Origin of the sequence: Lentibacter sp. (assembly GCF_965657785.1) — a bacterium.
Taxonomy (GTDB): domain Bacteria; phylum Pseudomonadota; class Alphaproteobacteria; order Rhodobacterales; family Rhodobacteraceae; genus Lentibacter.
This window is the reverse complement of sequence record NZ_CBFHPP010000015.1, coordinates 29,180-53,824: the sequence shown is the minus strand read 5'-3', so window position 1 is coordinate 53,824 and position 24,645 is coordinate 29,180. Positions and strand designations below refer to the sequence as shown.

22 protein-coding genes and 1 tRNA gene are annotated in these 24,645 nt (G+C 61.2%); 3 read left to right on the top strand and 20 right to left on the bottom strand.

What is annotated here, in order from left to right:
- Positions 1-190: 190 nt before the first annotated feature.
- The 3 genes from metG to ACTF58_RS09965 all read right to left on the bottom strand — a co-directional run bounded on the left by metG (position 191) and on the right by ACTF58_RS09965 (position 4,107).
- On the bottom strand, positions 191-1,903 hold the full coding sequence (metG, locus tag ACTF58_RS09975) for a methionine--tRNA ligase (protein ID WP_438991826.1): 1,713 nt from the start codon (positions 1,901-1,903) through the stop codon (positions 191-193).
- A 234-nt stretch (positions 1,904-2,137) separates the two neighbouring features.
- A complete protein-coding gene (locus ACTF58_RS09970) occupies positions 2,138-3,361 on the bottom strand; it encodes an MFS transporter (protein WP_438991825.1) in 1,224 nt (407 codons plus the stop codon).
- Positions 3,362-3,501: 140 nt separating this feature from the next.
- A complete protein-coding gene (locus tag ACTF58_RS09965) occupies positions 3,502-4,107 on the bottom strand; it encodes a flavin reductase family protein (protein ID WP_438991824.1) in 606 nt (201 codons plus the stop codon).
- A gap of 80 nt (positions 4,108-4,187) precedes the next feature.
- Between ACTF58_RS09965 and ACTF58_RS09960 the strand changes: the two genes are divergently transcribed.
- Together ACTF58_RS09960 and ACTF58_RS09955 are read left to right on the top strand one after the other, a co-directional pair.
- Positions 4,188-4,688 carry a GNAT family N-acetyltransferase gene (locus ACTF58_RS09960; RefSeq protein ID WP_438991823.1) on the top strand — a complete coding sequence of 167 codons (501 nt, stop codon included), beginning with the start codon at positions 4,188-4,190 and terminating at the stop codon, positions 4,686-4,688.
- Between the two features lie 31 nt (positions 4,689-4,719).
- Positions 4,720-5,487, top strand: a complete 768-nt coding sequence (locus ACTF58_RS09955; protein WP_438991827.1) for an EcsC family protein — start codon at positions 4,720-4,722, stop codon at positions 5,485-5,487.
- 108 nt (positions 5,488-5,595) lie between these two features.
- Here ACTF58_RS09955 and ptsP read toward each other — a convergent pair whose 3' ends face one another.
- From ptsP to ACTF58_RS09885, 14 genes are all read right to left on the bottom strand, one after another.
- Positions 5,596-7,848, bottom strand: coding sequence for a phosphoenolpyruvate--protein phosphotransferase (gene ptsP / locus ACTF58_RS09950; RefSeq protein ID WP_438991822.1), 2,253 nt, complete (start codon positions 7,846-7,848; stop codon positions 5,596-5,598).
- A 40-nt stretch (positions 7,849-7,888) separates the two neighbouring features.
- Positions 7,889-9,127 carry an aspartate kinase gene (locus ACTF58_RS09945; protein ID WP_438991821.1) on the bottom strand — a complete coding sequence of 413 codons (1,239 nt, stop codon included), beginning with the start codon at positions 9,125-9,127 and terminating at the stop codon, positions 7,889-7,891.
- A 131-nt stretch (positions 9,128-9,258) separates the two neighbouring features.
- Positions 9,259-9,906: an SDR family oxidoreductase gene (locus ACTF58_RS09940; protein WP_438991820.1), complete on the bottom strand. Its 648-nt coding sequence runs from the start codon at positions 9,904-9,906 to the stop codon at positions 9,259-9,261.
- Positions 9,903-10,355, bottom strand: coding sequence for a DUF1178 family protein (locus tag ACTF58_RS09935; protein WP_438991819.1), 453 nt, complete (start codon positions 10,353-10,355; stop codon positions 9,903-9,905). Before ACTF58_RS09935 ends, ACTF58_RS09940 begins: the two co-directional genes overlap by 4 nt.
- 56 nt (positions 10,356-10,411) lie before the next feature.
- Positions 10,412-10,921, bottom strand: a complete 510-nt coding sequence (locus ACTF58_RS09930) for an NUDIX hydrolase (protein WP_438991818.1) — start codon at positions 10,919-10,921, stop codon at positions 10,412-10,414.
- Positions 10,922-11,033: 112 nt separating this feature from the next.
- Positions 11,034-11,831 carry a phytanoyl-CoA dioxygenase family protein gene (locus ACTF58_RS09925; protein ID WP_438991817.1) on the bottom strand — a complete coding sequence of 266 codons (798 nt, stop codon included), beginning with the start codon at positions 11,829-11,831 and terminating at the stop codon, positions 11,034-11,036.
- Between the two features lie 164 nt (positions 11,832-11,995).
- Positions 11,996-12,505: a peptide-methionine (S)-S-oxide reductase MsrA gene (msrA, locus tag ACTF58_RS09920; protein WP_438991816.1), complete on the bottom strand. Its 510-nt coding sequence runs from the start codon at positions 12,503-12,505 to the stop codon at positions 11,996-11,998.
- Positions 12,502-12,948, bottom strand: coding sequence for a peptide-methionine (R)-S-oxide reductase MsrB (msrB, locus tag ACTF58_RS09915; protein WP_438991815.1), 447 nt, complete (start codon positions 12,946-12,948; stop codon positions 12,502-12,504). Before msrB ends, msrA begins: the two co-directional genes overlap by 4 nt.
- A gap of 181 nt (positions 12,949-13,129) precedes the next feature.
- Positions 13,130-13,204: transfer RNA gene (locus ACTF58_RS09910), tRNA-Glu, on the bottom strand.
- A gap of 101 nt (positions 13,205-13,305) precedes the next feature.
- Positions 13,306-15,048, bottom strand: a complete 1,743-nt coding sequence (gene recJ, locus ACTF58_RS09905) for a single-stranded-DNA-specific exonuclease RecJ (protein ID WP_438991814.1) — start codon at positions 15,046-15,048, stop codon at positions 13,306-13,308.
- A 58-nt stretch (positions 15,049-15,106) separates the two neighbouring features.
- Complete coding sequence (locus ACTF58_RS09900) at positions 15,107-16,393, bottom strand: homoserine dehydrogenase (protein ID WP_438991813.1); 1,287 nt, start codon at positions 16,391-16,393, stop codon at positions 15,107-15,109.
- A 99-nt stretch (positions 16,394-16,492) separates the two neighbouring features.
- Complete coding sequence (locus ACTF58_RS09895; RefSeq protein ID WP_438991812.1) at positions 16,493-17,503, bottom strand: cytochrome d ubiquinol oxidase subunit II; 1,011 nt, start codon at positions 17,501-17,503, stop codon at positions 16,493-16,495.
- Entirely contained in the window at positions 17,500-18,894 is a 1,395-nt protein-coding gene (locus ACTF58_RS09890) for a cytochrome ubiquinol oxidase subunit I (protein ID WP_438991811.1), read from the bottom strand. The genes ACTF58_RS09895 and ACTF58_RS09890 overlap by 4 nt, the downstream gene beginning before the upstream one ends.
- A gap of 95 nt (positions 18,895-18,989) precedes the next feature.
- A complete protein-coding gene (locus tag ACTF58_RS09885; protein ID WP_438991810.1) occupies positions 18,990-19,283 on the bottom strand; it encodes a hypothetical protein in 294 nt (97 codons plus the stop codon).
- A 101-nt stretch (positions 19,284-19,384) separates the two neighbouring features.
- Between ACTF58_RS09885 and ACTF58_RS09880 the strand changes: the two genes are divergently transcribed.
- Entirely contained in the window at positions 19,385-19,975 is a 591-nt protein-coding gene (locus tag ACTF58_RS09880) for a TetR/AcrR family transcriptional regulator (protein WP_438991809.1), read from the top strand.
- A gap of 630 nt (positions 19,976-20,605) precedes the next feature.
- Here ACTF58_RS09880 and ACTF58_RS09875 read toward each other — a convergent pair.
- Genes ACTF58_RS09875 through mrdA form a run of 3 tightly spaced genes read right to left on the bottom strand, consistent with a single transcriptional unit; the run spans position 20,606 to position 24,611 of the window.
- Positions 20,606-21,538: a 2-hydroxyacid dehydrogenase gene (locus ACTF58_RS09875; protein ID WP_438991808.1), complete on the bottom strand. Its 933-nt coding sequence runs from the start codon at positions 21,536-21,538 to the stop codon at positions 20,606-20,608.
- Between the two features lie 17 nt (positions 21,539-21,555).
- Positions 21,556-22,695 (bottom strand): rod shape-determining protein RodA, encoded by a 1,140-nt coding sequence (gene rodA / locus ACTF58_RS09870; protein WP_438991807.1) that lies wholly within the window; start codon positions 22,693-22,695, stop codon positions 21,556-21,558.
- Positions 22,692-24,611, bottom strand: coding sequence for a penicillin-binding protein 2 (gene mrdA, locus ACTF58_RS09865; protein WP_438991806.1), 1,920 nt, complete (start codon positions 24,609-24,611; stop codon positions 22,692-22,694). The genes rodA and mrdA overlap by 4 nt, the downstream gene beginning before the upstream one ends.
- Positions 24,612-24,645 lie beyond the last annotated feature (34 nt).

Here is a 24,645-nt window from a genome sequence, read left to right as displayed (position 1 = left end):
TTTTTTTGGGGGGAGGGTGGAAGGGGGGAGGCGCAGGGGAGTGGCGGGGAAGAGGGACGCAGGGGCGGGGCGCGCTTTGGGCTGGCTTGGGACTGGCGGGGCCGCACGCCAGAGGTTGTGCACAAGAGAGGGCGCGCCAGAGATCCTCTGTCACAGCATCAAGCGATAGGATCGGGCCGCGTCAAGGGGGTCAGCTGCGGCGGCCCGAGAATTTGGCGGCCCAGTCTTCGCGCTCTTCATCTGTGATCTTGGCGAAGAGATTGTCTGGCACTGTGAAGCCATGACCTGCCTCAAGGCTTCCCAGAGCGGCGGCCACATCTTCGGGCCAGCTTGTGTCCAGCGTGTTCATCGCGACAAAAAGCTTGGCGGAGGTGGTCGGGATAAAGGGCGCGGAGAGCACCGCATAGAGGCGGATCAGGTTGAGCGCGAGGCGGATTTGCGCGGCGGCGCGATCAGGGTCTTCTTTGAAGACCGACCACGGGGCGGCCTCTTGCAGATATTCGTTGCCAGCGGCCCAGATGGCGCGCAGCTCGGCTGCGGATTTGCGCACATCCATCGCTTCCATATGGCCCTCATAGGCGCGGATGCGGCTGGTCAGATCGGCAATGAGGGCGTCTTCGGCGGGGCCATAGGCGCCTGCGCTGGGCACGCTCTCGTCAAACTTGCTGCGGCAGAATTTGGTGACGCGCGAGACGAAATTGCCCAAGACATCAGAGAGGTCTTTGTTGACGGCGGCTTGGAAGTTTTCCCATGTGAACTCGGCGTCCGAGCTTTCGGGGGCGTGGGACAACAGCCACCAGCGCCAGACGTCAGCGGGCAGGATTTCCAGCGCTTGGTCCATGAAGACGCCACGGCCACGGGATGTGGAGAACTGGCCGCCTTCGTAATTGAGGTAGTTGAAGCTTTTGATGTAGTCCACAAGCTTCCACGGCTCGCCCGAGCCCAAGATTGTCGCGGGGAAAGAGAGCGTGTGGAAGGGGACATTGTCCTTGCCCATGAACTGGGTGTAGGTCACATCATCAGCGCCTTTGTCGGTCCGCCACCAGCGCTCCCAATCAGAGCCTTTGCCAGCATCGACCCATTCTTGGGCGCAGGCGATATATTCGATTGGCGCATCAAACCAGACGTAGAAGACCTTGCCCTCCATGCCGGGCCAGTCGTTCTCGCCGTTTTTGACGGGGATGCCCCAGCTGAGATCGCGGGTGATGCCGCGGTCTTGCAGGCCGTCGCCGTCATTGAGCCATTTGTTGGCAATCGAGGTTGTGAGGACGGGCCAGTCGGACTTGGAGTTGATCCAGGCTTGCAGATCGTCGCGCAGGTTGGATTGCTTGAGGTAGAGGTGTTTGGTTTCGCGCTCTTCCAGATCGGTCGCGCCAGAGACGGAGGAGCGCGGATTGATCAGGTCGGTTGGGTCGAGCTGTTTTGTGCAATTGTCGCATTGGTCGCCGCGCGCATCTTCAAAGCCGCAATTGGGGCAGGTGCCTTCGATGTAGCGATCGGGCAGGAAGCGGCCATCGGCTTGGGAATAGATTTGGGTTTCGCTGACTTCCTTGATCAGGCCTTGGCGGGCGAGCGCGCCTGCGAAGTGCTGGGTGAGCGCGTGGTTTTGGGCGCTGGAGGAGCGGCCGAAGTGATCAAAGCTGAGGCCGAAGCCCTCGGCGATCCTGGCTTGGACATCATGCATCTCGGCGCAATAGTCTGCGACGGGCTTGCCAGCCTTGGCGGCGGCGAGTTCGGCTGGGGTTCCGTGTTCGTCTGTGGCGCAGAGGAAGAGCACCTCATGGCCGCGCTGGCGCAAGTAGCGGGCGTAGAGATCGGCGGGGAGTTGGGAGCCGACAAGGTTGCCCAGATGTTTGATCCCGTTGATGTAGGGGATTGCCGAGGTGATGAGGTGACGTGCCATCTGGGGAGCCTTTGTTTTGCGCTTTGGGCGGTGTTTAGCTCAAGGCGGCGCGGGGTTCTACAGGTTTCGAATTTTCGCTTGGCGAAAATCCGACCGAGGGGGGAAGTGGGGGGCTTTAGCGAGGGCTGGTCCCCCGCACCACGAGACAGGCGGGAGAGCAGTCCCCGCACCACAGGATTGAGCGGGGGACGCTGTCCCCCGCACCCCCTGGGATATTTTTGGAAAGAGGAAGGGTCAGGATTTGTCGCGGCTGCGCCCGAGGAGGCGGCCGATGGTGAAGGAGGTGCGCGGGGCGTAGATATAGGGGGTGCGGTCTGTCGGGCTTGAGCGGGAGCGCATTCGGGCGAGGCCGAAGGCGGCGAGGCCGGCGTGGCCGAGGGCGATCATGATGAACAGGGCGGGAGGGCCGAAGGCGTCCATCAGGTAGGAGGCCGCGAGGGGGGCGGCTATGGCTCCTGTGGCGAACCAGAACATCAGGGCGGCGGAGAGCTCGACGCGCTCTTCGGAAGTTGCGAAGTCATGGGCGTGGGCGGCGGCGACCGAGTAGATCGGGAAGGTTGTGAGGCCGAAGAAGGCTGCGTTTATGAGGATGCCTGTTGTGGTGAGGCCTTGTAGCAGGGCGGTTGAGGCGCAGCTGAGGATGGCGGCGAGGGAGAGCCAGATCAGCACCCAGCGGCGGTCGTATTTATCCGCCAGCCAGCCGACGGGGTATTGCGCGAGCGCGCCGCCAAGCACGAAGGCGGCCAGAAAGGTTGCGATCTGGGTGACTTCGAGGCCGACGTCTTGGCCATAGACCGGACCGACCATGCGAAACGAGGCCGAGCTGAGCGCGGCGACGACCACGCCGACCGCCGCGAGGGGCGAGCGGCTCACCGCCAGCATCGGGCGCAGGCGCGGTGCATCTGGTGTTTCGGGCTGGGTGGCTGTTGTGAGGGTGAGCGGCAGCAGCGCGGCGCAGCAGAGAATGGCCAAGATCGAGTAAGACATATAATGCGCCGGGGCGAGAAAGCCGATCAGGAGCTGGCTGAAGAGGGAGCCGCTCATATCGACGATGCGGTAGACGCCCATGGTGCGGCCGCGGGTTTCATTGGTGACTTTGGCCTGCAGCCAGGCCTCGATCACAGTATAGCAGCCCGCCACGCAGAGGCCCGAGGCCACGCGCATCAGCGCCCAAGCATAGGGGCCTATGACAATATAATGCGCCAGAAGCGCAATCGCACCGAGGGCTGTAAACGCCGCAAAGGCGCGGCTGTGGCCGACTGTGCCCATAAGGCGGGGCGCCCACCAGCAGCCGATAAAGAACCCCAGAAAATGCGCCGAGCCGAGCAAGCCGATCTCGGCGCGTGAAAAGCCGAGCGCGATCCCGGAGAGCGCGTCCAGCGGGCCAACACCGCCCGTGGAGAGCTGCAAAAGCGCCACTGACAAAAACAGGGCGGCGAAGGAGACAAGAAGGCGCATATTGGCTTTACCATTGCAGGGGCAGGCTGGAGCGCAAGCAGGTTTTCGACCAAAGCGTGTCGTATTTGCCTGCTTGGCTCAGATCGTCTTGGTCTGTCGGGGTCAGTTTGTGTCAGTCTTGGTCTGTCGGGCGTTTTGCTTCAATCGTCAGGGCGCGAAAGCTCAAAGACCGTGCGCACCTGTGTATACTCGCGATAGCCCATGCGGGCGAGCGGGGTAAAACGGGTCGCGTCAAACTTGCCATCGACCATGCAGTCATCGCGCAGATGGATGCCTGTGACTTCGCCAATCACCACATAATTGGCGGCGCCACGGCTTTTGTGAATGTCGACAAGCTTGCACTCCATGGAGGCCGGCGCGCCGTCAAGGCGGGCGCAGGCAATCGTTTCACAGTCAGCACGTGTCAGACCTGCGTGATCAAACTCCGACACACCTGCGGCCAAAGTCTGCGAGCTGGCGTTCATCGCATCGGTTGCGGCCTCTTCCACGAGGTTGACACAAAAGACGCCGCTTTCGCGGATGTTGGCGAGCGTGTCTTTTGTGCCGTCGCGGTCTTCCTTCACGCCTGTGGAGGCAAACATAACCTGTGGCGGCTCATAGGCCGCGCCCGAAAAGAAAGAATAGGGCGCAAGATTGTCGACGCCAGCGCTGCCGCGCGTCGAGATCCAGGCGATCGGACGGGGAACAATCAGGGCGTTAAACGGATTGTGCGGCAGGCCGTGGCCATCTTCTGGGCGGAAAAACATTGCGCGTGCTCCTTTGCAGTATTTGCCCCGTGCATAGCGGCGTGTTAGGGGCGTTTCCAGCGCAAAGGAGATTGCACCGCGTGATCACGCTACGCCCAGAGACGCCCGAGGAAGGCTGGGAAGTGGAAACACTTTATGACCTGTGCTTTGCGCCGGGGCGTGAGGGCTTGTCGTCCTATCGCTTGCGCGAGGGTGTGGCGCCTGTGGCGGGGTTGAGCCATGTGGCGCGCGACGAGTTTGGCGAGCTGGCGGGGGCGATCCGCTATTGGCCTGTGCGTGTCAAGACCGTGGGCGCGCCGCGCCTGTCGGCCCTGCTCCTTGGCCCTGTGGCAGTGCACCCGACCCGTCAGGGCGAGGGCGTGGGCGGGCTGCTCATTCGCCAGAGCCTTGCCAAGGCGGGCGAGACCGGCTGGGCGCGGGTCATGCTGGTGGGCGATGCGCCCTATTATGCGCGCTTTGGCTTTACGCCGCTTGCGGGGGTGGAAATGCCGCCGCCAACCAACCCTGCAAGGGTCTTGGGTTATGAGCTTGTGGCGGGGGCTTGGCAGGGCATAGGCGGGAAAGTAGAGAAGGACGCTTGAAAAAGCCGCCCCCGTGCCCGATCTCTTATCTATGAGCTATGGTATTGAAATTCTGGGCGCGCCGCTGCCTGAGGCTGAAGTCGAGGCCGAGCTGAGCGCTTTGGCGCGCCGCTATAGGGGCGCAGGCGGGCTGGTGATTGATTTGCTCAATCAGGTCGGCGGGCAAGCCGACGGGCTGCTGGAGCGGCTGCCAACGCCTGTGCGTAACGGGCTTGAGGCGCAGACAAAGCGCGCGCTGGAACTTGCGCTTGCGGCCGCCAGCCGCTCGCGACAAGCTGTGGCGGGTGAGCCGAGCTGGATGACACGCGCGCTCACAACGGCGATGGGCGCGGCGGGCGGCTTTGGCGGGCTGCCCTCGGCCTTGGCCGAGCTGCCTGTCACCACAACGGTTCTGTTGCGCGCCATCCAGACCATTGCCGAGGCGCATGGCTTTGACACCCGCGAGGCTGCCGTCAAATACGACTGTATCACCGTCTTTGCCGTGGCAGGGCCGCTGGAGGCGGATGACGGGGCCGATCTGGCGTTTATCTCGACGCGACTTATGGTGACTGGTGCGGCGGTGAGCGGGCTGATTGCGCGGATTGCGCCGCGGCTCTCGGTGGTTTTGGGGCAGAAACTTGCGGCCCAGACTGTGCCTGTCTTAGGCGCGGCGGCGGGGGCGGCGACGAATTACGCTTACACAAGCTACTATCAGGATATCGCCCATGTGCATTTCGGGCTGCGCCGTCTGGCGATCAGGGCCGATATCTCTCATGACGAGATGCTGGCGCGCTTTCGGGCGGCTCTCAAACAGGGCTGAGCCTCAGGCTGCCTGTCTTTTTCTTTCTAAAAATATCCTCGCCGAAGGCATAAATCCTGGCCGCCCGTAGGGCGGCCCCGGGCGACGTGCGAAGCACGGCGCAAAGCCTCAATTCAGACGGCGCAGATATTCGACAACGGCGGGGCGCACAGACTGCTGGCCGTCTTCGGCGGCGGCTTCGATGAGCGCTTTTATGGCCCCGAGATCAACACGGCGCAAAAGGCTTTTGACAGGGCCGATGGAGGCGGGGCGCATGGAAAGGCTGCGCAGCCCGATGGCGGCGAGGCAAACCGCCTCCAGCGGGCGGCCCGCGTCTTCGCCACAAAAGCTCAGGGCTGTGCCCGAGGCGTTGCAGCGCTTTACGATGCCTTCAAGGAAAGTGAGAAAGCTCACATTGAGCGTGTCATAGCGGCGGCGGACGCGTTCGTTTTCGCGGTCGGCTGCAAAGAAAAACTGCTTGAGATCATTGCCACCGATAGAGAGGAAATCGACCTCGTCAAAGAACTTGTCAGGCGCGAAAGCAAGCGAGGGTGTTTCGAGCATGGCGCCGATTTCGAGCGTTGCGGGCAGGGCGTGGCCGAGCGCGCGCTCGCGCGCCAAGGCCTTGTCCATCTCAACGCGTGCGGCGCGGTATTCCTCAAACTGTGCCACGAAAGGGAACATAACAGTTAAGGGCCTGCCATTGGCAGCGCGCAGGAGCGCTTGCAACTGCATCCGCATAATGCCGGGCTTGTCCAGCCCCACGCGGATTGCGCGCCAGCCAAGCGCCGGGTTTGGCTCGTCGTTGGGCTTCATATAGGGCAGGACTTTGTCCGAGCCGATATCAAGCGTGCGAAACACCACGCGCTTGCCTTGGGCGGCGTCTAGAACGCGGGCGTAGAGCGCCGAAAGCTCGGAGCGGCGCGGCATCTGGTTGCGCACGAGGAACTGAAGCTCGGTGCGAAACAGGCCGACGCCTTGGGCGCCAGAGCTGTCAAGCGAAGGCAGATCGGCCATCAGGCCAGCGTTCATCGTGAGGGCGATAGTCTGCCCGTCAAGGCTTGTGGCGGGTTTTTCCCTGATGGAAGTATAGCGCTCCTGGGCTTGGGCCTGCATGGCGATCTTGTCGCGGAAGGCCGCCACGACCGTATCATCGGGCCGCAAGTGCGCCACACCTTGGTCGCCGTCGACCATGATATGATCGCCGTTGAGCGCCTCGGTGGTGATGCGGCTGGCATGAATGATCAGCGGGATCGCCAGCGCGCGGGCAACAATGGCTGCGTGGCTGCCGACGGAGCCTTCTTCGAGCACGATGGCCTTTAGTGAACGGCCATAATCTAGCAGTTCGGCAGGCCCAATGTTGCGCGCGATCAAGACTGGATCAGGCGGCATTTCTGCCCCTGTTTCAAGGCCTTGGCCTGTCAGGATGCGCAGGAGGCGGTTGGACAGATCATCCAGATCATGCAGGCGCTCGCGCAGGTAGGCGTCGGTGACCTGCTGCATACGGGCGCGGGCGGTGGACTGCTCTTTCTCAACGGCGGCTTCCGCCGAAAGACCGCGGCCGATGTCTTGCTCCATGCGGCTCATCCAGCCTTTGGAGTTGGCAAACATACGGTAGGCTTCGAGCACATCGAGCTGCTCCTTGCCGCCGCCGCGCGCGCCTGCGAGCATTTTATCAACCCCGACACGCAGCTCTTCGACGGCCTCTCTGAGGCGCTCGAATTCGCGGTGCGGGTCTTCGGCGATCGGGTTTGTCACCACAACGCGGGGCTCATGCAGCCAGACGTGGCCCTCAGCCGCGCCTTCCTGACCAGTCGCGCCGCGCACCAGCACAGGCTGGGTGTGGCGCGCCGAGAGCGCCGCGCCTTCGCCAACAAAAGCGCCAAGCTCGGCCATTTCGGCCAGAACCATGGCGACAACTTCGAGCGCGTCGACCTCTTCACCGGCAAATTCGCGGGCGTCTTTGGTCTGGACCACAAGCACCCCGAGCTTTTCGCCAAGGCGCTGGATCGGAACGCCGAGGAAGCTTGAGTAAATCTCTTCGCCGGTCTCCGGCATAAACCGAAAGCCGCGCTCTGAGGGGGCGTCGGGCGTGTTGATTCGCTGGCCTTTGCGCGCCACGAGGCCGACAAGGCCCTCGCCGATTTTCAGGCGGGTCTGGTGCACCGACTCAGGCTTCAGCCCCTCTGTGGCACAAAGCTCGAGCGTGTCTTCATCGCGAAACAGATAGACCGAGCAGACCTCGGAGTGCATTTCTTCGGCGATCAGCTTGGTGATCGTGTCCAGCCGCGCCTGACCCGCGCTGTCTTCTGCCATAACCCCGCGCAAACGGCCCAGCATCTGCCGGCTGTCTGTTTTGATCAGGTCTTGTGCATCAGTCATATCAAAACGGGCCTTGTCTTATCTGGCCCAAGGCAGAATCTCAGGCCGCTTTCTCAAGCTCAAACGCATCATGCAGCGCCTGAACAGCGAGTTCCATGTATTTCCTGTCAATCAACACGGAAATCTTAATTTCAGATGTCGCAATAACTTTAATGTTGATGCCTTCATCGGACAGTGTTTTGAACATGGTCGCGGCGACGCCTGACTGGCTGCGCATCCCGATGCCAACAGCCGAAACTTTGGCCACATCTGTGTCGGCAACAAGGTTGTGATAGTTGATTGCGCCGCTTGTTTTGGCCTCTTCCATCGCCTTTTCGGCGCGCGCCACCTGCTCGGTGGGGCAGGAGAAGGTCATATCGGTGCGCCCGTCTTCGGCTATGTTCTGAATGATCATATCGACGTTGATGCCCGCCTCGGACAGCGGGCCAAAAATGGCGGCGGCAATGCCCGGGCGGTCAGCCACCGAGAGCAATGTCATTTTGGCTTCATCGCGGGAATAGGCGATACCTGATACGGGACGGTTTTCCATAACTTCCTCCTCATCGCAAACGAGCGTGCCCGCTTCGTCGGATTGTTCTTCAAATGAACTCAGAACCCTGAGCTTAACCTTAAAGCGCATAGCCAGCTCGACAGAGCGGGTTTGCAGCACTTTGGCCCCAAGGGAGGCCAGCTCGAGCATTTCTTCAAAGGCGATTTTGTCAAGCTTGCGCGCCTTGGACGAGATGCGGGGATCTGTCGTGTAGACGCCATCAACGTCTGTATAAATATCGCAGCGCTCGGCCCCGAAGGCGGCGGCGAAGGCGACGGCTGTGGTATCAGAGCCGCCACGGCCCAGCGTTGTGATGCGGCCCTCGGGGCTGACGCCTTGGAAGCCTGCGACCACGGCCACGCGCATACCCTCAGCGAACTTCGCCTCGATATTGGCGGGGGGGATGTCTTCAATCCGCGCAGAGGCATGGGCCGATGTGGTTTGCACCGGCACTTGCCAGCCCTGCCAAGAGCGGGCGGGAATGTCCATTTCTTGCAATGTGAGGGCCATGAGGCCTGCTGTGACGTTTTCGCCCGAGCTGACCACGGCGTCATATTCGCGCGCGTCATAGAGCGGGGAGGTCTCGTTGACCCAGCCGACCAGTTCGTTTGTCTTGCCTGACATGGCCGAGACAATCACGATCACATCATAGCCTTTGGCCACTTCGACGCCCACGCGCTTGGCGGCGCGGCGGATGCGGTCAAGGTTGGCGACAGATGTGCCGCCGAATTTCATCACCAGAACGGGCATAGGAGGCCTCACGAGTTGCGTTCGGCGCGGTTTAATCGCTTGGGCGTGCACACGCAAGGGTGTGATGGTCGCAGGGGTGGGGCGAAAATTGGAATTTCGCTGCAAATTTCGGGGGCGAAATTTGGGGTGGCTCAATAGGGGTGGTCGCGGCCATCCCATGTGCGAAAGCAGCCTGTTGTCGCAAGGCTGAGCGCGTCAAACTCGCGGATCAGCCCTTCGGCGCTTTGGGCCACATCAATATCGCCGCCCGTGCCGCCCATATCGGTGCGCACCCAGCCCGGGTGATAGGCGCCGACGGCGACGCCTTCGGGGGCGAGATCAGCGGCCAGATTGCGCGCGAGGTTGAGCGCGGCGGCCTTTGAGCTTCGGTAGATATAGCTGCCGCCGGGGGCCTTTGTATCGCTGCCCATTTGGCTGGAGAGGATCGCGATTTTGGGGGCCTCGGCGCGCATCAGATGGGGCAGGAAGGCCTGCACCGTGAGAAACACGCCTGTGACATTGGTGGCGAAGGTCTCGGCCCACATATCGCTTGGGTAGCCGTCTTCCAGCGTCTGGCCTTTGTCGGGGTAGACGCCTGCGTTGCAGATCAGGAGATCAACGGTGTCATCAGACATGGCGCTGGCGAGGGCTTTAACGCTGGCTGGGTTTGTCACATCAAGGGCGGCGTAGCCATCGCCGCTGCGGGCGGTGGCGGTGACGGTGTCGCCTGTGACGGTGTAAAGCTCGGCGAGGCGCGCGCCAATGCCGCGATTGGCACCTGTGATGAGGATATGGCTCAATTTGTTCTCCGGTTCGGCTTGAAGGGCAGGGGCAGGACGGGCACGCCGTCTTCGATCAGTTTTTTGGCGTCTTCCATTTTGGCTTCGCCGTAGATGGCGCGCTCGGGCGCGTCGCCCAAGTGCATTTTGCGGGCCTCGGCGGCAAATTTGGGGCCGACATATTCGGAGTTGGCCTCAACTTTCTTGCGCATCTCGGCCAAGGCCTGCTCGGCGGGGTGGGCGGGCTGTGAGAGCGCGCCTTTGCTGTTCTTGTCTGTGCCTGTGCCCGTGTCTGCCCGCGAGATCCCCGTGCTGACGCGCGGGGCCATGAGCGACTTTTGCACATTGGAACTGCCGCAGACCGCGCAAGAGACCATGCCTGTGGCCTGCAGCTTTTCAAAGGCTTCAGAGGACTGAAACCAGCTGTCAAAGCTGTGGCCATCGGCGCATTTGAGCGAGAAACTGATCATCGCGGTCCTTTGATATTCCAAGTCTTTAGATAAGCCATCCTGTGGCGCGTGCAAGCTTAGGGCGAGAGCAGGCGGGGATCAAATGTCTTCAGGATTTTCTTGAGTTCGGGTTCGGCGACCTTGCCTGCGGCCTTTTTGAGGCGGAACCATTTGCGCCGGCGTTCGCCTTTTTCGGGGAAATCTGTTTCCAGCCTGCTCACATGGACAGGGTAGACGAGGGCAATACAGGGCATAGGCTGGCTCTGGCCGATGTCTTTTTTGTAAGAAAACAGCCCCAAGCAGCGGTCATAGGCCTTGCCCTTGACGCCTGCCTCTTCCCAGGCTTCTTGCAGGGCGGCATCGGCGGGCTTTTTGGCGTGCATGGGCCAGCCCTTGGGGATGATCCAGCGCTGGGAGCCACGCGAGGTGATCAGGAGGACTTCGGGCTCGCCTTTGCGGATGCGGTAGCAAAGCGCGGCAAACTGGCTGCGCACATCGGTCTTATGTGCGCCTTTGAGAGCGATGGGGAGCTGTTTGGGGCCTTGAACGCTTATGGGCCTGATCCTTTGCCTGTCTGTCTCGGTCAATTCGGTGTTTCCGTTTTGAGGAAAGTGTGAATCAATTTGCGCAGGATAGCCAGTGTTTCGTTTTGTGTTGCCTTGGGCGGACGGCGTTTGCCCCCCGCCCCGTGCCTGTTCTTTAGCGGCGATAGATCACGGGGAACCAGTCTTCGCGCAGGCGCTCGCCTTGGCTCATGCCATGCTCGGGGAAGGGCGGCGAGGTCGGGCCGGGGCGCTGCACATAGCGCGCATCATCGCCGAGAAGACGCAGCGAAAAGGCGCGGCGGCGGGTCTGGCTTGTGTTGCCGCGGGCGCCGTGCAGAATCGCGTAGTTGAAGGCGACGGCATCGCCGGGCGCCATTTCCCATTCGCGGATGTCCATGCCCTCGGCCTCGGGGTCGGGGACGGGCATATAATCGTCCTTGTTGGGAAAATAGCTTTCGTTTGCGACCCAACGCATTGGCATCACTGGCTTTTCCCAAGCATGGCTGCCTGCAACGCAGCGTAGGGCGGCGTCTTTGACAGGGTCAAGCGGCGACCAGAAGCTGACGTTTTGCGCGCCGTCCACAAAGTAATACGGCCCGTCGGTGTGCCAAGGCGTGGCCATGGAGGTGCCCGGTTCTTTGACGAGAACGTGGTCGTGAAACACCTGTGTGCTCTGGCTGCCCATGAGGTCGGCGGCGACTTCGGCGGCGGGGGAGGCTTTGATTACCTCGGCAAACTCGGGAATCCGCTGCCAGTTACAATAATCATCAAAGAAGCGGCCTGTTTCGCCGTCTTTCTTGTTTTCGGAGGCGAATGGCCCCGGCTCGGCCATATTGCGTTCAACGCCTTTGCGCAGGGTGTCGACGTGGTCCTTGAAGAGACCGCGAATGACGATGACCCCGTCGCGCTGGTAGGTGTCGATCATCTCTTGGGTGAGAAGCGGATGCGGCATGGACGGCTCCTGTGCAGTGGGTTGCCCCAGCTTTGATTGCGCTGGGGCGGTTGTCAATCAAGCAAAAAAGGCACCATCAAAGAGGCATAAAGTCATTTTATATCAGATAGGTGGCGCAAATTAATCAACCTCTGCGCGAAGATTTATGACCGAGAGGTTAACGCCTATTCCGCTGCCGCGCGCTTGGGCAAGACCCAGTCGGGGCGGATGAAGTGGCAGGTGTAACCGTTTGGAATCCGTTCCAGATAGTCTTGGTGCTCGGGTTCGGCCTCCCAGAAGGCGCTCACGGGTTCAAGCTCGGTGACGACGCGATCAGGCCAGAGGCCAGAGGCGTTGACGTCAGCGATTGTGTCAAGGGCAACGGCTTTTTGGGCCTCATCAGCGTAGTAGATCGCGGAGCGGTAGGACATCCCACGGTCATTGCCTTGGCGGTTTTCTGTGGTCGGATCATGGATCTGAAAGAAGAACTCCAAGAGCCTGCGATAGCTGAGCTTTTCGGGGTTATACACAACCTCGATTCCCTCGGCGTGGGTGCCGTGGTTTTTGTAGGTGGCATTCTCCACATCGCCGCCTGTATAGCCCACGCGGGTGCTGATCACGCCGTCCATTTTGCGGATCAGGTCTTGCATCCCCCAAAAGCAGCCGCCGGCGAGTGTTGCGGTTTCGGTTTTCATGTTACGTCCTCCACTTGGGTGAGATAGGCGCCATAGCCTTCGGCTTCCATTTCGTCTTTTGGAACAAAGCGCAAGCTGGCAGAATTGATGCAATAGCGCAGCCCGCCCATCTCGCGGGGGCCATCTGGGAACACATGGCCGAGGTGGCTGTCGCCATGGGCCGAGCGCACTTCTGTGCGGATCATACCGTGGGTCACATCGCGCAGCTCCTCGATATTGGCAGGCTCGACGGGCTTGGCAAAGCTTGGCCAGCCGCAGCCTGATTCGAACTTTTGGGCCGAGGCAAAGAGCGGCTCGCCCGAAACGATATCCACATAAAGCCCAGCCTCGAAGTGGTTGTTATACTTGCCTGTAAAGGGCCGCTCTGTGCCGCTCTCTTGGGTGACGAAGCGCTCTTCGTCGGTGAGGGCGGCGAGGGCCTCTGGAGATTTGTGATAGCTCATGGCTGTATTTCCCTGCTGTCGCGTCTTGGGGGAATGTGGGCCTGATTGCGGGCTTTGCCAAGGGGGGAACGTGATTGTGATCGCGGGCAGAGAGGGCTTGGGAAAGCGGAAGCGCTTTCTATTCTTTTTCCCATCTCGGCGATTGCTGGTATGCCGTAACTGCTTTCCCGAAAGAAAGCTGTGGTACCCCGTAGGGGAGTCGAACCCCTCTTTTCAGGTTGAAAACCTGACGTCCTAACCGATAGACGAACGGGGCATAACCAGCCGTGAGGCGGGTAATATGGAATGTGGCTTCGCTTCGCAAGCAGAAATTTGCGCTCTTTTTCAATTTTTTTTGTGCGGTGTAAAACTTGGCCTTCAGTGGGCGGGTGCGGCATCGTCAAGGCGTAGCTGGACGCTGGTGCGCCCTTGCCATGTGTTCAGCTCGAGCCGCCCCGCAAGGTGAAACCGTGCGCCGCCGTGATTCTGCAGGGCAGGGCCGAGGGCCGTATCAAAGGCGCCAAAGGCGATGGCCTCAAGGCGGGGGCCTGTGCCGTCGGAGAAGGTGAGCTTGAGGTGCCCCGTGCCGATCTCTTTGGCGAAGTGGATCATGCAGTCGGGAAAGGCAAAGCGCGGGCCAGCGGCGGAGGCCCCATAGGGCCCTGCGTCGTCAAGCTGCTCAACGAGCTCCTGACTGGCCGCACCCGGCATCAGCGCGCCGTCAAGTTTGAGATCGGACGGGCCGAGCGCGCCTGCGCCTTGTTTGTCGAGCAGCTCCGAGAGGCGGGCCATGGCCGGCTCAAGCTGGGCGCGGCTGAGCGAGAGGCCAGCGGCCATTTTATGTCCGCCGCCTTTTTCGATCATGCCGTCCATGGCGAGGCGCTGGATGCTTGCGCCAAGGTCAATGCCCGAGACCGAGCGGCCAGAGCCTTTGCCCTCGTCGCCGTCAAAGCCGATCACGACAGCGGGGCGGCCTGTGGCCTCTTTGAGGCGGGAGGCGACAATGCCGACAACGCCCGCGTGCCAGCCTTCGCCCGCGGCCCAGACGAGGGGGGCGTCAAAGCCGCGCTCTTCGGCTTGGGCGAGGGCGGCGGCACGCACCTCTTCTTCGATTGCGCGGCGCTCGGAGTTGAGCATATCAAGCTTTTCCGCGAGCGCGCTGGCTTCATGCGGGTCGCGGCAGGAGAGCAGGCGCGCGCCCAGATCGGCCTGGCCGATCCGCCCGCCTGCGTTGATCCGCGGGCCGAGGACGAAGCCGAGGTGATAGGCTTTGGGCGCGGTATCAAGGCGGCCCACATCCGAGAGCGCGACAAGGCCAATGCGCGCGCGGCGGGCCATGATCTTGAGGCCCTGCACCACAAAGGCGCGGTTGACGCCAATCAGCGGAGCGACATCGGCCACTGTGCCAAGGGCGACGAGATCGAGCATGGCAATGAGGTCGGGGGTTTTGCGGCCCGCTTCGCGCAGCACGCGGCCGGCATCGACCAGTGTGAGAAAGACCACGGCGGCGGCGCAGAGATGGGCGAGGTCGCCTGTTTCGTCTTGGCGGTTCGGATTGACCACGGCCAAGGCGGGCGGGAGCGTTTCGCCGCCGAGGTGGTGATCGAGCACAATGATATCTGTGCCAGTCGCGGCGGCGAGGGCCTCGTGGCTGAGCGTGCCGCAATCGACACAGATGATGAGCGAATGGTCGCGCGCCAGCCTCTCCATCGCGGGGGCGTTGGGGCCGTAGCCTTCATCAATCCGATCAGGGACATAGAGCGTCGCGTCATGGCCCAAAGCGCGGAACCAGTCGAGCAGAAGCGTGGCAGAGGTTGCGCCGTCGACATCGTAATCGGCAAAGACAGCCACGCGTTCGCGGGCCTGTAGGGCAGCGACGATACGGGCGGAGGCTGTTTCCATATCTTTCAGGGAGCGCGGGTCTGGCATCAGCTCGCGCAGCTGGGGCGCGAGGAAGCTTGCCGCCTCTTGGGGGGAGACGCCACGGCGCGCAAGCACCTGCGCCAGCGCGCGGGGCAGGTCTGTGTCTTGGACGATCTGTTCGGCGGCGCGCTCAAGCTCGACGGTTGGTCCGAGCCATTTGCGCCCTGTGAGGGAGGTGTCTACGCCTAAATATGCCATGCTCTGCCTGCCTTTTGTCGCTTGTGCCCAGTGTGGCGCAAAGCGGGCTTTTGCACAATCAGACGTCTTCTATGCGCAGGGCGACAGGCTTGCCGACGACCACATCAAGCGCGTCCATGGCTGTGAGCGCGGCCTGAAGCTCTGTGTGGGCTGATTTATGCGTGACAATCAGCACGGGAGCGGATGTGTCGGCGTGGCCGTATTGGCGCATACGGTCGATCGAGACGCCCGCATTGCCCAGAGCTGTGGTGACTTTGGCAAGCGCGCCCGGCTTATCCAGCAGCGAAAAGCGCAGGTAATAGGGCGCGGGGGCCGAGGCGGCGGCGACCGTGGCGGCGACCAGCGCGCGCGCGGGGCGGCCAAAGATTGCGGGGCGGATGCCACGGGCGATGTCCATCACATCGCCCATCACGGCGCTGGCGGTGGGGCCTTCGCCCGCACCGGGGCCGCGCAGAACGACCTGCTCGACCTGATCGCCTTCGAGCACGACCATATTGGTTCCGCCTTCGAGCTGGCCGAGGGGGGAGGTGTCGGGGACAAGGCAGGGCGTCATGCGCTGCTCAAGGCCACGGGCTGTCATGCGCGCCACGCCAAGCAGCTTGATGCGATAGCCCATGTCGGCAGCTTGGGTGATATCTTCGATTGTGATCTCGCCGATGCCCTGAAGCTGCACGCCGTCAAAGTTCACTTGCGTGCCAAAGGCAATGGAGGACAGGAGCGCGAGCTTGTGGCCCGCATCAATCCCGCCGACGTCAAGATTGGGATCGGCTTCCAGATAGCCGAGCTGGTTGGCCTCCTCAAAGACCTCGGCATAGCTGAGGCCTGCGCTTTGCATCCGTGTCAGGATATAGTTGCAGGTGCCGTTCATCACGCCCATGACGCGGGTCATTTCATTGCCTGCAAGGCCTTCAAGGAGTGTTTTGATCACGGGGATACCGCCTGCGACGGCGGCCTCAAAGCGGATCACGGCGCCTTTGTCTTCGGCGGCGAGGGCGAGGGCCTGACCGTGATGGGCCAGAAGCGCCTTGTTGGCGGTGACCACATCTTTGCCAAGGGCGAGCGCGGCTTCTGTCGCGGCTTTGGCGGGGCCGTCCGAGCCGCCCATCAGCTCGACAAAGACATCCACATCATCGCGTTTGGCGAGGGCGACGGGATCGTCTTCCCAAGCGTAGTCAGACAGGTTTACGCCGCGATCCTTGTTGCGCGAACGGGCAGAGACCGCCACAATCTCGATCGGGCGGCCAGCGCGGGCGGCGAGCAGCTCGGACTTCTGGCGCACGATTTTGACGACACCTGCGCCAACGGTTCCGAGGCCTGCGATGCCCAAACGGAGGGGGTGTGTCATGAGATTGCTGCCTTTTGCCTGTGTCTGATGTGTTGCCTAGCGATTTAGCCGCTTCCGCGGGGGCTTGCAATGTTGCTTGTCCGATCTTGTGGCGCAGGCTCAGTCGTATTTGAGGGCCGTCGCTTTGCCGCGAAAGATATAATAGGACAAAATCGTGTAGCCTATGATGGTTGGCAGCACAAAAACTGTTCCGATCAGGATGATAAACAGGCTTTCAGGCGCGGCAGCGGCCTCATAGATCGTGATTTTTTCGGGCACGACATAGGGGTAAAATGAATAGGCCAAGCCGCCAAAGGCCAGTGTAAAGAGCGCGGCGGCGGCGGCAAACGGCCTCCATGCGGCGCGATCATGGGCGCGGGGCAGGCGGCCCAGCTGTCTCCAGACAAACCCCACGAGCAGGGCCGAGACAAGCGGCAGCACCCAGAGATAGGCAATCGAGGGGAAGCTGAACCATCTGTCAAAGATCCGTTCGCTCACAAAGGGCGTGGCGGCGGAGATCGCCATGATCCCTGCGGCGAGGCCCCAGAGACCGCGTTTGGCCCAGCTGATGGCGCGGGTCTGGAGCGCGCCCTCGGTCTTCCAGATCAGCCATGCTGCGCCGATAAAGCCATAGCCGACGGTGAGAAACACCGCCGTCAGCGCGGCGAAGGCGACATTGGGCAAAGTCCATGTGAGGCCCATGATATAGAGGCCGAGCATGAAGCCCTGACTGAGCGCGGCCATGAGCGAGCCTGCAAAGAAGGCCGCGTTCCAGAGCGGCTTTTGAGCGAGCGGGGCTTTGGCGCGCATCTCAAAGGAGACGCCGCGCAGAATCAGCCCGACCAGCATGACAAAGACCGGCAGGTAGAGCGCTGTGAGGATCACGCCATGGGCTGGCGGGAAGGCCACAAGCAAGATGCCCACGGCGAGCACGAGCCATGTTTCATTGGCGTCCCAGAAGGGGCCGATCGAGGCGACGAGCCTGTCTTTTTCGGCCTCTTCGGCCAAGGGCATCAGCAGGCCGACGCCGAGGTCGAACCCGTCGAGCACAACATAGATCAGGATCGAGAGGCCCATGAGCGCGGCAAAGGTCCATGGCAGCCAGACGGCGGGATCTCCGAAATATGTCATAGCGCCTCTCCTGTGGCCTGTGCGCGCAGGCCGGTTTCGCCACGGCGCGGGTAGCTGCGGGCGGAATAGGGCTCGCCGCGGCTGGCTTTGCGGGCCAGATAGGTCACCACGCTGATATAGGCCAGAATGAGGAGCGCATAGACCAGTAAATAGCCGATCAATGTGCCCAGAACCATGCCTGCGGGCACATCTGCGACGGCCTCTTGTGTTGTCATGACGCCGTGGACCAGCCACGGCTGGCGGCCGATCTCTGTGGTATACCAGCCTGCCAGAGTGGCGATCCAGCCGCTGAAACTCATAGCGCTGAAGGCGAGCAGCGCAAGCCTCGGGACGCCGCCCGCGCCGTGGCGGCGCAGAAGATAGAGCCCGCTCCAGGAGAGCAGGAGCATGGCCATGCCGACGCCGACCATGATGCGAAAGCTGAAGAACACAGGCGCAACAGGCGGGTGCAGGGCTTGGCCCTGATCATCGACAAAGTCGTTTAGGCCCGGAACAACGCCGTCAAGGCTATGGGTGAGAATGAGCGAGGCGCCGTTTGGCACCGCGATTTCAAAGCGGTTTTCGCGGGTCTTTTCATCGGGCAAGGCAAAGAGCACGAGCGGCACATTGGGGCCTGTGTCCCAATTGGCTTCCATGGCTGCGACTTTTGCGGGCTGGTGCTCTAGCGTGTTGAGGCCATGAAAATCGCCTGCGAGAATTTGCAGCGGGATCAGGCTTGCGGCTGTGATGACGCCGACGCGCAGCGCGGTTTTGACATCTTCGCCGCGATCCCCCCAGAGCATCCGCAACGCCGAGACGCCAGCTATGAGAAAGGCCACGGTGAGGCCCGAGGCGAGCATCATATGCACAAAGCGGTAGGGCATGGAGGGGTTGAAGACAATCTCGAACCAGTTTGTGGCATGGGCCACGCCGTCGATCATTTCAAAGCCCTGCGGGGTGTGCATCCATGAATTGAGCACGATGATCCAGAAGGTCGACATGGTGGTTCCAAAGGCGACAAGGAAGGTGGCGAGCGTGTGCACCCATGATTTGACCCGTGAGGCGCCAAACAGCATGATCCCGAGGAAGACCGCCTCAAGGAAGAAGGCTGTCATGATCTCATAGGCCAGCAGGGGGCCTGCGATATTGCCGACTTTTTCCATGAAGCCGGGCCAGTTTGTGCCGAACTGGAAGGACATAGTGATGCCCGAAACAACGCCCATGGCAAAGGAGAGGGCGAAGACCTTGACCCAGAACATATAGGCCTGCATCCACTTTTGGTCGCCTGTCAGGCTGAAGCGGAGTTTGAAAAACAAGAGCATCCAGCCCAAGGCGATTGTGATGGTCGGGAACAGGATGTGAAACGATATATTTGCACCAAATTGAATGCGAGACAGCAGGAGCGTGTCCATTTGAAGGCGGCCCTTTTCATCAAAAGTGTTTCTGAGATGTATCTATGATGATTTGGGCGGCGCAAAAGGCACTGCGACAATCGGTGCCGTTTGGCTTAGCTCTTGGGCAGGCGCAGATCCGAGCGCAGGCGGGCTTTGTCGGCGCGGCTCACCACGCTGCCCGAGAGGCGGGCGGCGCGGGCGCGCAGGGCGGCGGCGCGGGCGGTGAGAGCGGCGGCGGTTGTGTCTGTGGCTTGCGGCGGGGTGGTGAGCGCTTCCAGCTCCGAGGTGGGAGCGAGGCTTGGGTAGCCTGCGGCCTTCATCTCGGCGCTCATCTTGGCGTCAAGCTCCGGGAACTCGGCGCAGGCGGCGAGAGAAAGGGTGAGGATGAAGACAAAAAGCGCGCGCATAGGAGGCTCCGAGGGGGCGATTGGCTAAGGTGATGCCTCAGGGGCGGGGAAAGCGCAAGCAAAGGGTTTGATTTGAACGGGTGTTCAGATAAACCTACGCCATGGCACGCACGCAAGGCTCACATTCTGACATCACCGGCCCGCGCATTCGCGCGGCGGCGCGGGTGTTGTTTGCGCGTCATGGCTATGCGGCCGTGTCGATGCGCCAGATTGCCAGCGAAGTCGGGCTTCAGGCGGGGGCTTTGTATAATTATACCGCCGACAAGCAGAGCCTGCTTGCGGAGCTGATGCGCGAGCATATGGACGATCTGCTCGCCGCGCGGGCGCAAGTGCACTCACAGGCACAAGCGCCGCTTGAGGCGCTGGCGGGGTTTGTGCGCTTTCACATCGGCTTTCACATCGAGCGGCCAGACGAGGTTTTCATCGCCTATATGGAGCTGCGCGCGCTTGAGGCTGAGAATTTTGCTGCGATTGAAGGCTTGCGGCGGCGCTATGAAGACGAGCTTGAGGGCATTTTGAAGCGCGGGGCAGAGGCGGGCCTTTTTGTGTTTGAGGACGCCAAGATCACCACGCTGGCTGTGATTGCCATGCTCACGGGGGTGAACACATGGTACCGCAAGGGCGGGCGGCTCAGCCTTGAGGAGGTTGAGGATATTTACTGGAACATGGTGCGCCGCGCTGTCGGGGCGTGAGGCCAGAATAGCAAAGGCTCCTTAGCGTAAACCAAGGAGCCTCTCAGCACTGACCCAAAGCTTGCTTTCGCTCTTTTGGCCAGTGGCCCTTGTTAGGGTCTTAATGCGGATACCGAAATAGAGCCGCCACAACCCCAATATAGGTGGCTGGATGTCTTATGTCAAAGTGGCCAACCCCAAACTGGCTAGCACAGCATTGCTAATTTTATCTAAATGAAGGCTTGAAAGGGTGTTGAGCTGGTAGTTGCGTTTTCCGTGGCGATCCTTTGGTAGGCGCAGCAGATCAAGCCTGTGAAAGCCGACCGCACAAATCATATCACATTTTGCCCAGCGTGATACGTTGCCCCAAGGTTTTGGAAGCTGAAAAGGGATATCCAGTTTGTAGTGATAGGATTGTTGTTTTTCGGGTTCCAGCGTGCTGAGCGGAACAATAGTGCACAAACCAAAGCGAGCTTCTATGGGGGCGAAATGACGACACAGAGCCGACGTTTCACCATTTCTGGCTTTTTGAAACCTTGATCAAAGTTGGCACAGAGAATGGTGCCGCGTTTGGGATGATATTTGATTGGCAAGAACGGCACTCATAAACAGAATATATGTCTTGAAAGCCTAGCAAATATTTTCGCGGACTCAATACCCCGCTCTGCGATCAACCAGATGCAGGAGCGGCGCGCCAGCTTCAAAGCGGCGGATGTTTTCTGCGACGACTTCGGCGCAGGTTTCGGCGCGGGTTTCGGCGGCCATGTGGGGGGTGACTGTCACCTTCGGGTGCGCCCAGAAAGGGTGCTCTTGCGGCAGCGGTTCGACGCGGAAGACATCGAGTGTGGCGTGGGCGATCTGGCCGCTGTCGAGCGCGGCAAGCAGCGCCTCGTCGTCAATCAGCGGACCACGGCCCGGGTTGATGATAAAGCTGCCACGGGGCATGAGCGCGAGGCTTTTGGCATTGAGAATATTTTGTGTGGCCGCCGTTGAGGGCAGCAGCAGAATGCAAATCTCGCCATGGGCGAGCGCGGCTTTGAGGCCGTCTTCGCCTGAATAGCAGGTGATTTTGTCATGCGTCTTGGGGCTGCGCGACCAGCCCGCAACATTGAACCCAAGCGCAACGAGCGCGTCTGCGCAGGCGAGGCCGAGCGCGCCAATGCCGAGCACAGTCACGCGACGGTCGCGGCTGAGCGGCGGGATGGCGGGCGCCCATGCGTAGGTCGGGTTTACGATCTGGGCGTCCATGCCGAGATGATGGCGCAGGGTGTGGCCGACGACCCACTCTTTCATGCCCTGCTGGAGGCCGAAATCGACCATACGGGTCAGCGGCACTTTGAGCGTTTCGTTGCCTGTGATGGCCTCGACACCTGCCCAGAGATTGAGCACGGCTTTGAGGCGGGTGAAGGGGGTAAAGTCCTTCACCTCCGAATTGGGCGCATAAACGATATAATCGACCTCTTCGGGAGCGATATCGAGGGCCAGATGCACATCAAGCCCTGCGGCTTTGAAGGCAGCGGGCAGCACATCTTTATACTGGTCCCAGCGCTCGGGGTGCGCGGCGAAGAGGGCGTTAAGTGTCATTGTGGCGGCCTTATTGTCTAGCGGGGTTTGTGAACGTGCGCGCTTTGCACGAGGCCGAAGGCGACCATGAGCACGAGCATGGCAGAGCCGCCGTAAGACACAAGCGGAAGTGGCACGCCGACGACGGGAATGAGGCCCATGACCATCGCCATATTGACCGAGAAGAACAAAAAGAACGTCATGGCGACGCCAAGTGTGAGCAGGGCGCCGTAGCGGTTGGCATTGTTCATGGCCGAGATGATGCAGAAGATGATGATCAGCGCATAGAGCATGAGAAGGGCGGCTGCGCCGACAAAGCCGAACTCTTCAGACAGGGTCGTAAAGATAAAGTCGGTGTGCTTTTCGGGCAGGAAATTGAGGCGGCTTTGCGTGCCTTGCATGAAGCCGCGCCCCGTCCAGCCGCCAGAGCCGAGAGCGATCTTGGATTGGGTGATGTGATAGCCTGCATCCAGCGGATCGGCGGCGGGATCAAGGAAGGTATCAATGCGGCGGTATTGGTAGTCTTTGAGGAGCTGCCACGCTGTGCCGCGCGACTGGAACACCGCTGTGATGAGTGAGAGGCCTGCCGCGATCACGGCGGCAAAATAGGCCCAATGCACCCCTGCCATAAACATCAATGTGCCCCCGCCTGCGACCAGCAGGATTGAGGTTCCGAGGTCTGGCTGGTTGAGCACGAGGGCTGTGGGCAGCATGATAAGGCCGACGGGAATGGCGACCCAGAGGGGGTGTGATATTTTCTTGAGCGGCAGCCAGTCGTAGTAAGCGGCGAGCAGCATCACCAGCGTGATTTTCATCAGCTCCGAGGGCTGGAGGCGCATGAAGCCGAGGTTGATCCAGCGTTGTGCGCCCATGCCGACTTCGCCGACAAGTTCGACCGCCAAGAGCAGGATCAGCGAGACGGTATAGGCCACCGCTGACATATTGCGCCAGAACCAGATCGGGACCATAGCAACCACGATCATGGCGAAGAACCCTGCGCCAAAGCGCTTCATCTGGGGCGCGGCCCAGCGCTCTATATTGCCGCCCGCCACGGAGTAGAGCATGAGAAAGCCGATGCTTGCCACCGCGATCAGAAGCAGGGCCAAGGGCCAGTTGAGATAGAGAAACTTGCGCGGCCCTGTGGGCACATATTTGACGTTATACTCAAGATAGCTCATGCGCGCTCAGGCTCCTCGCCTTGGGCGGGTGGGCGCATTTCGCGCAGACGCTTTTGCTGGGCCGAGATGCGGCCCTGATCGCGCGTCGGGTATTCGGAGAGCGGCGGATCTTCGCCATAAAGCGCCTGCAAGGTGATGTCGCGCGCGATGGGGGCGGCTGTTGTGGAGCCGCCGCAGCCATGCTCGACCACCACAGAGACTGCGATGCGCGGATTGTCATAGGGGGCATAGTTCACAAACAGCGCGTGGTCGCGTTGGCGCCATGGCACCTCGTCACATTTGACGCGCTGGGAGATCACTTGGGAGGTGCCTGTTTTGCCGGCCATCTGGTGGTCTTTGGAGAGAATGCGGCTGCTGCGGGCGGTGCCGCTGCTGTGATTGACGACTTCATACATTCCGCGGCGGATCTGGCGCAGGTGGTTTTCATTGAGGCCCATGGGCGCGCCTGCGCCGCTGGGCTGCTCGACGCCATCAATCGTTTTGATCAGGCGCGGTGTCACAGCGCGCCCCGTGGCAAGGCGGGCTGTCATCACGGCGAGCTGGAGCGGGCTGGCCAGCACAAAGCCCTGACCGATCGAGGCGTTGACGCTGTCGCCAATCACCCAGTCTTCGCCTTTGACGCGGCTTTTCCAGTCTTTGGTGGGGGCAAGGCCCTCGGCCACAGCCGACATCGGGATATCGTGGCGCTCGCCTATGCCGAGGCGGCGGGCCATTTCGGAAATCCGCTCGATGCCTGTTTCCAGAGCGAGTTCATAGAAGTAGACATCACAGCTTTCGCGCAGCGAACGCACCAGATCGACATTGCCGTGGCCTGAGCGTTTCCAACAGCCGAATTTCTGGGAATACACCTCAAGATGGCCTTTGCAGCGGTAGGTGTCTTCGGAGGTGACGATGCCCGCTTCGAGCGCGGCGAGGGCTGTGACCATCTTGAAAGTCGAGCCGGGAGGGTATGTTCCCTGCACGGATTTGGAGACAAGCGGGCGGTGGTCATCTTCGATCAGCCCGTTGTAATCATTGACGGAAATGCCGTTTACAAAAAGATTAGGATCAAAGGCGGGCGAGGAGCCGACGGCCAAGAGATCGCCGCTTTCGCAATCAATCACCACGGCGGCGGCGCTTTCGGAGCCGAGGCGCGCCTGCACATAGTTTTGCAACATATGGTCAATGGTGAGCTGGATGTCGGCGCCCGGTGTGCCTTCCTGACGGCCCAGCTCGCGGACTTCGCGGCCCGAGGCATTGACCTCAAGGCGCATGGTCCCTGCTTTGCCGCGCAGGGCGGATTCCTGACGCGCTTCTAGCCCAGTTTTGCCGATCTGGAAGCGGGGCAGATTGAGCAGGGGATCGGGGTTTTCGATCCGTGAAAGATCATAATCAGACACAGGGCCGACATAGCCGATCACATGGGTAAAGTCTGCGCCGAGCGGGTAATGGCGCGACAGGGCGACCTGCGGCTCGATTCCGGGCAGGGCGGGGGCATTGGCGGCGACGCGGGCCAGCTCCTCCCATGTGACTTTCTCGGCAATCGTGACCTGTGTGTCGCCACGGCGCTTTTTCAGCTCGACGCGGGCCTCTGCGACAAGCTTGGGGTCAAGTGTGATCAGCTGGCCAAGGCGGGCGATGGTTTCGTCGATGTCGTCGGTGTCTTCGCGGGTGATTGTGACGCGGTAGCTCTGCACATTTTGCGCCAGCGGGCGACCGTCTCTGTCAAACACCTGACCACGGGCGGGGGGAATCAGGCTGATTTTGATGCGGTTTTCTTCGGCGAGAAAGCGGAACTGATCTGATTCCTGAACCTGAAGGTAGTGCATCCGCGCCCCAAGAATGCCGACAAGCCCAGCCTGAACACCCCCGACCAAGAGGGTGCGGCGGCTCACGAGCGCCTGACTTGTCTGCTTTTCATTGTTACTTTTACGCATGACCCATACCTGCGAGCCGCTCACGAGCGGCGGA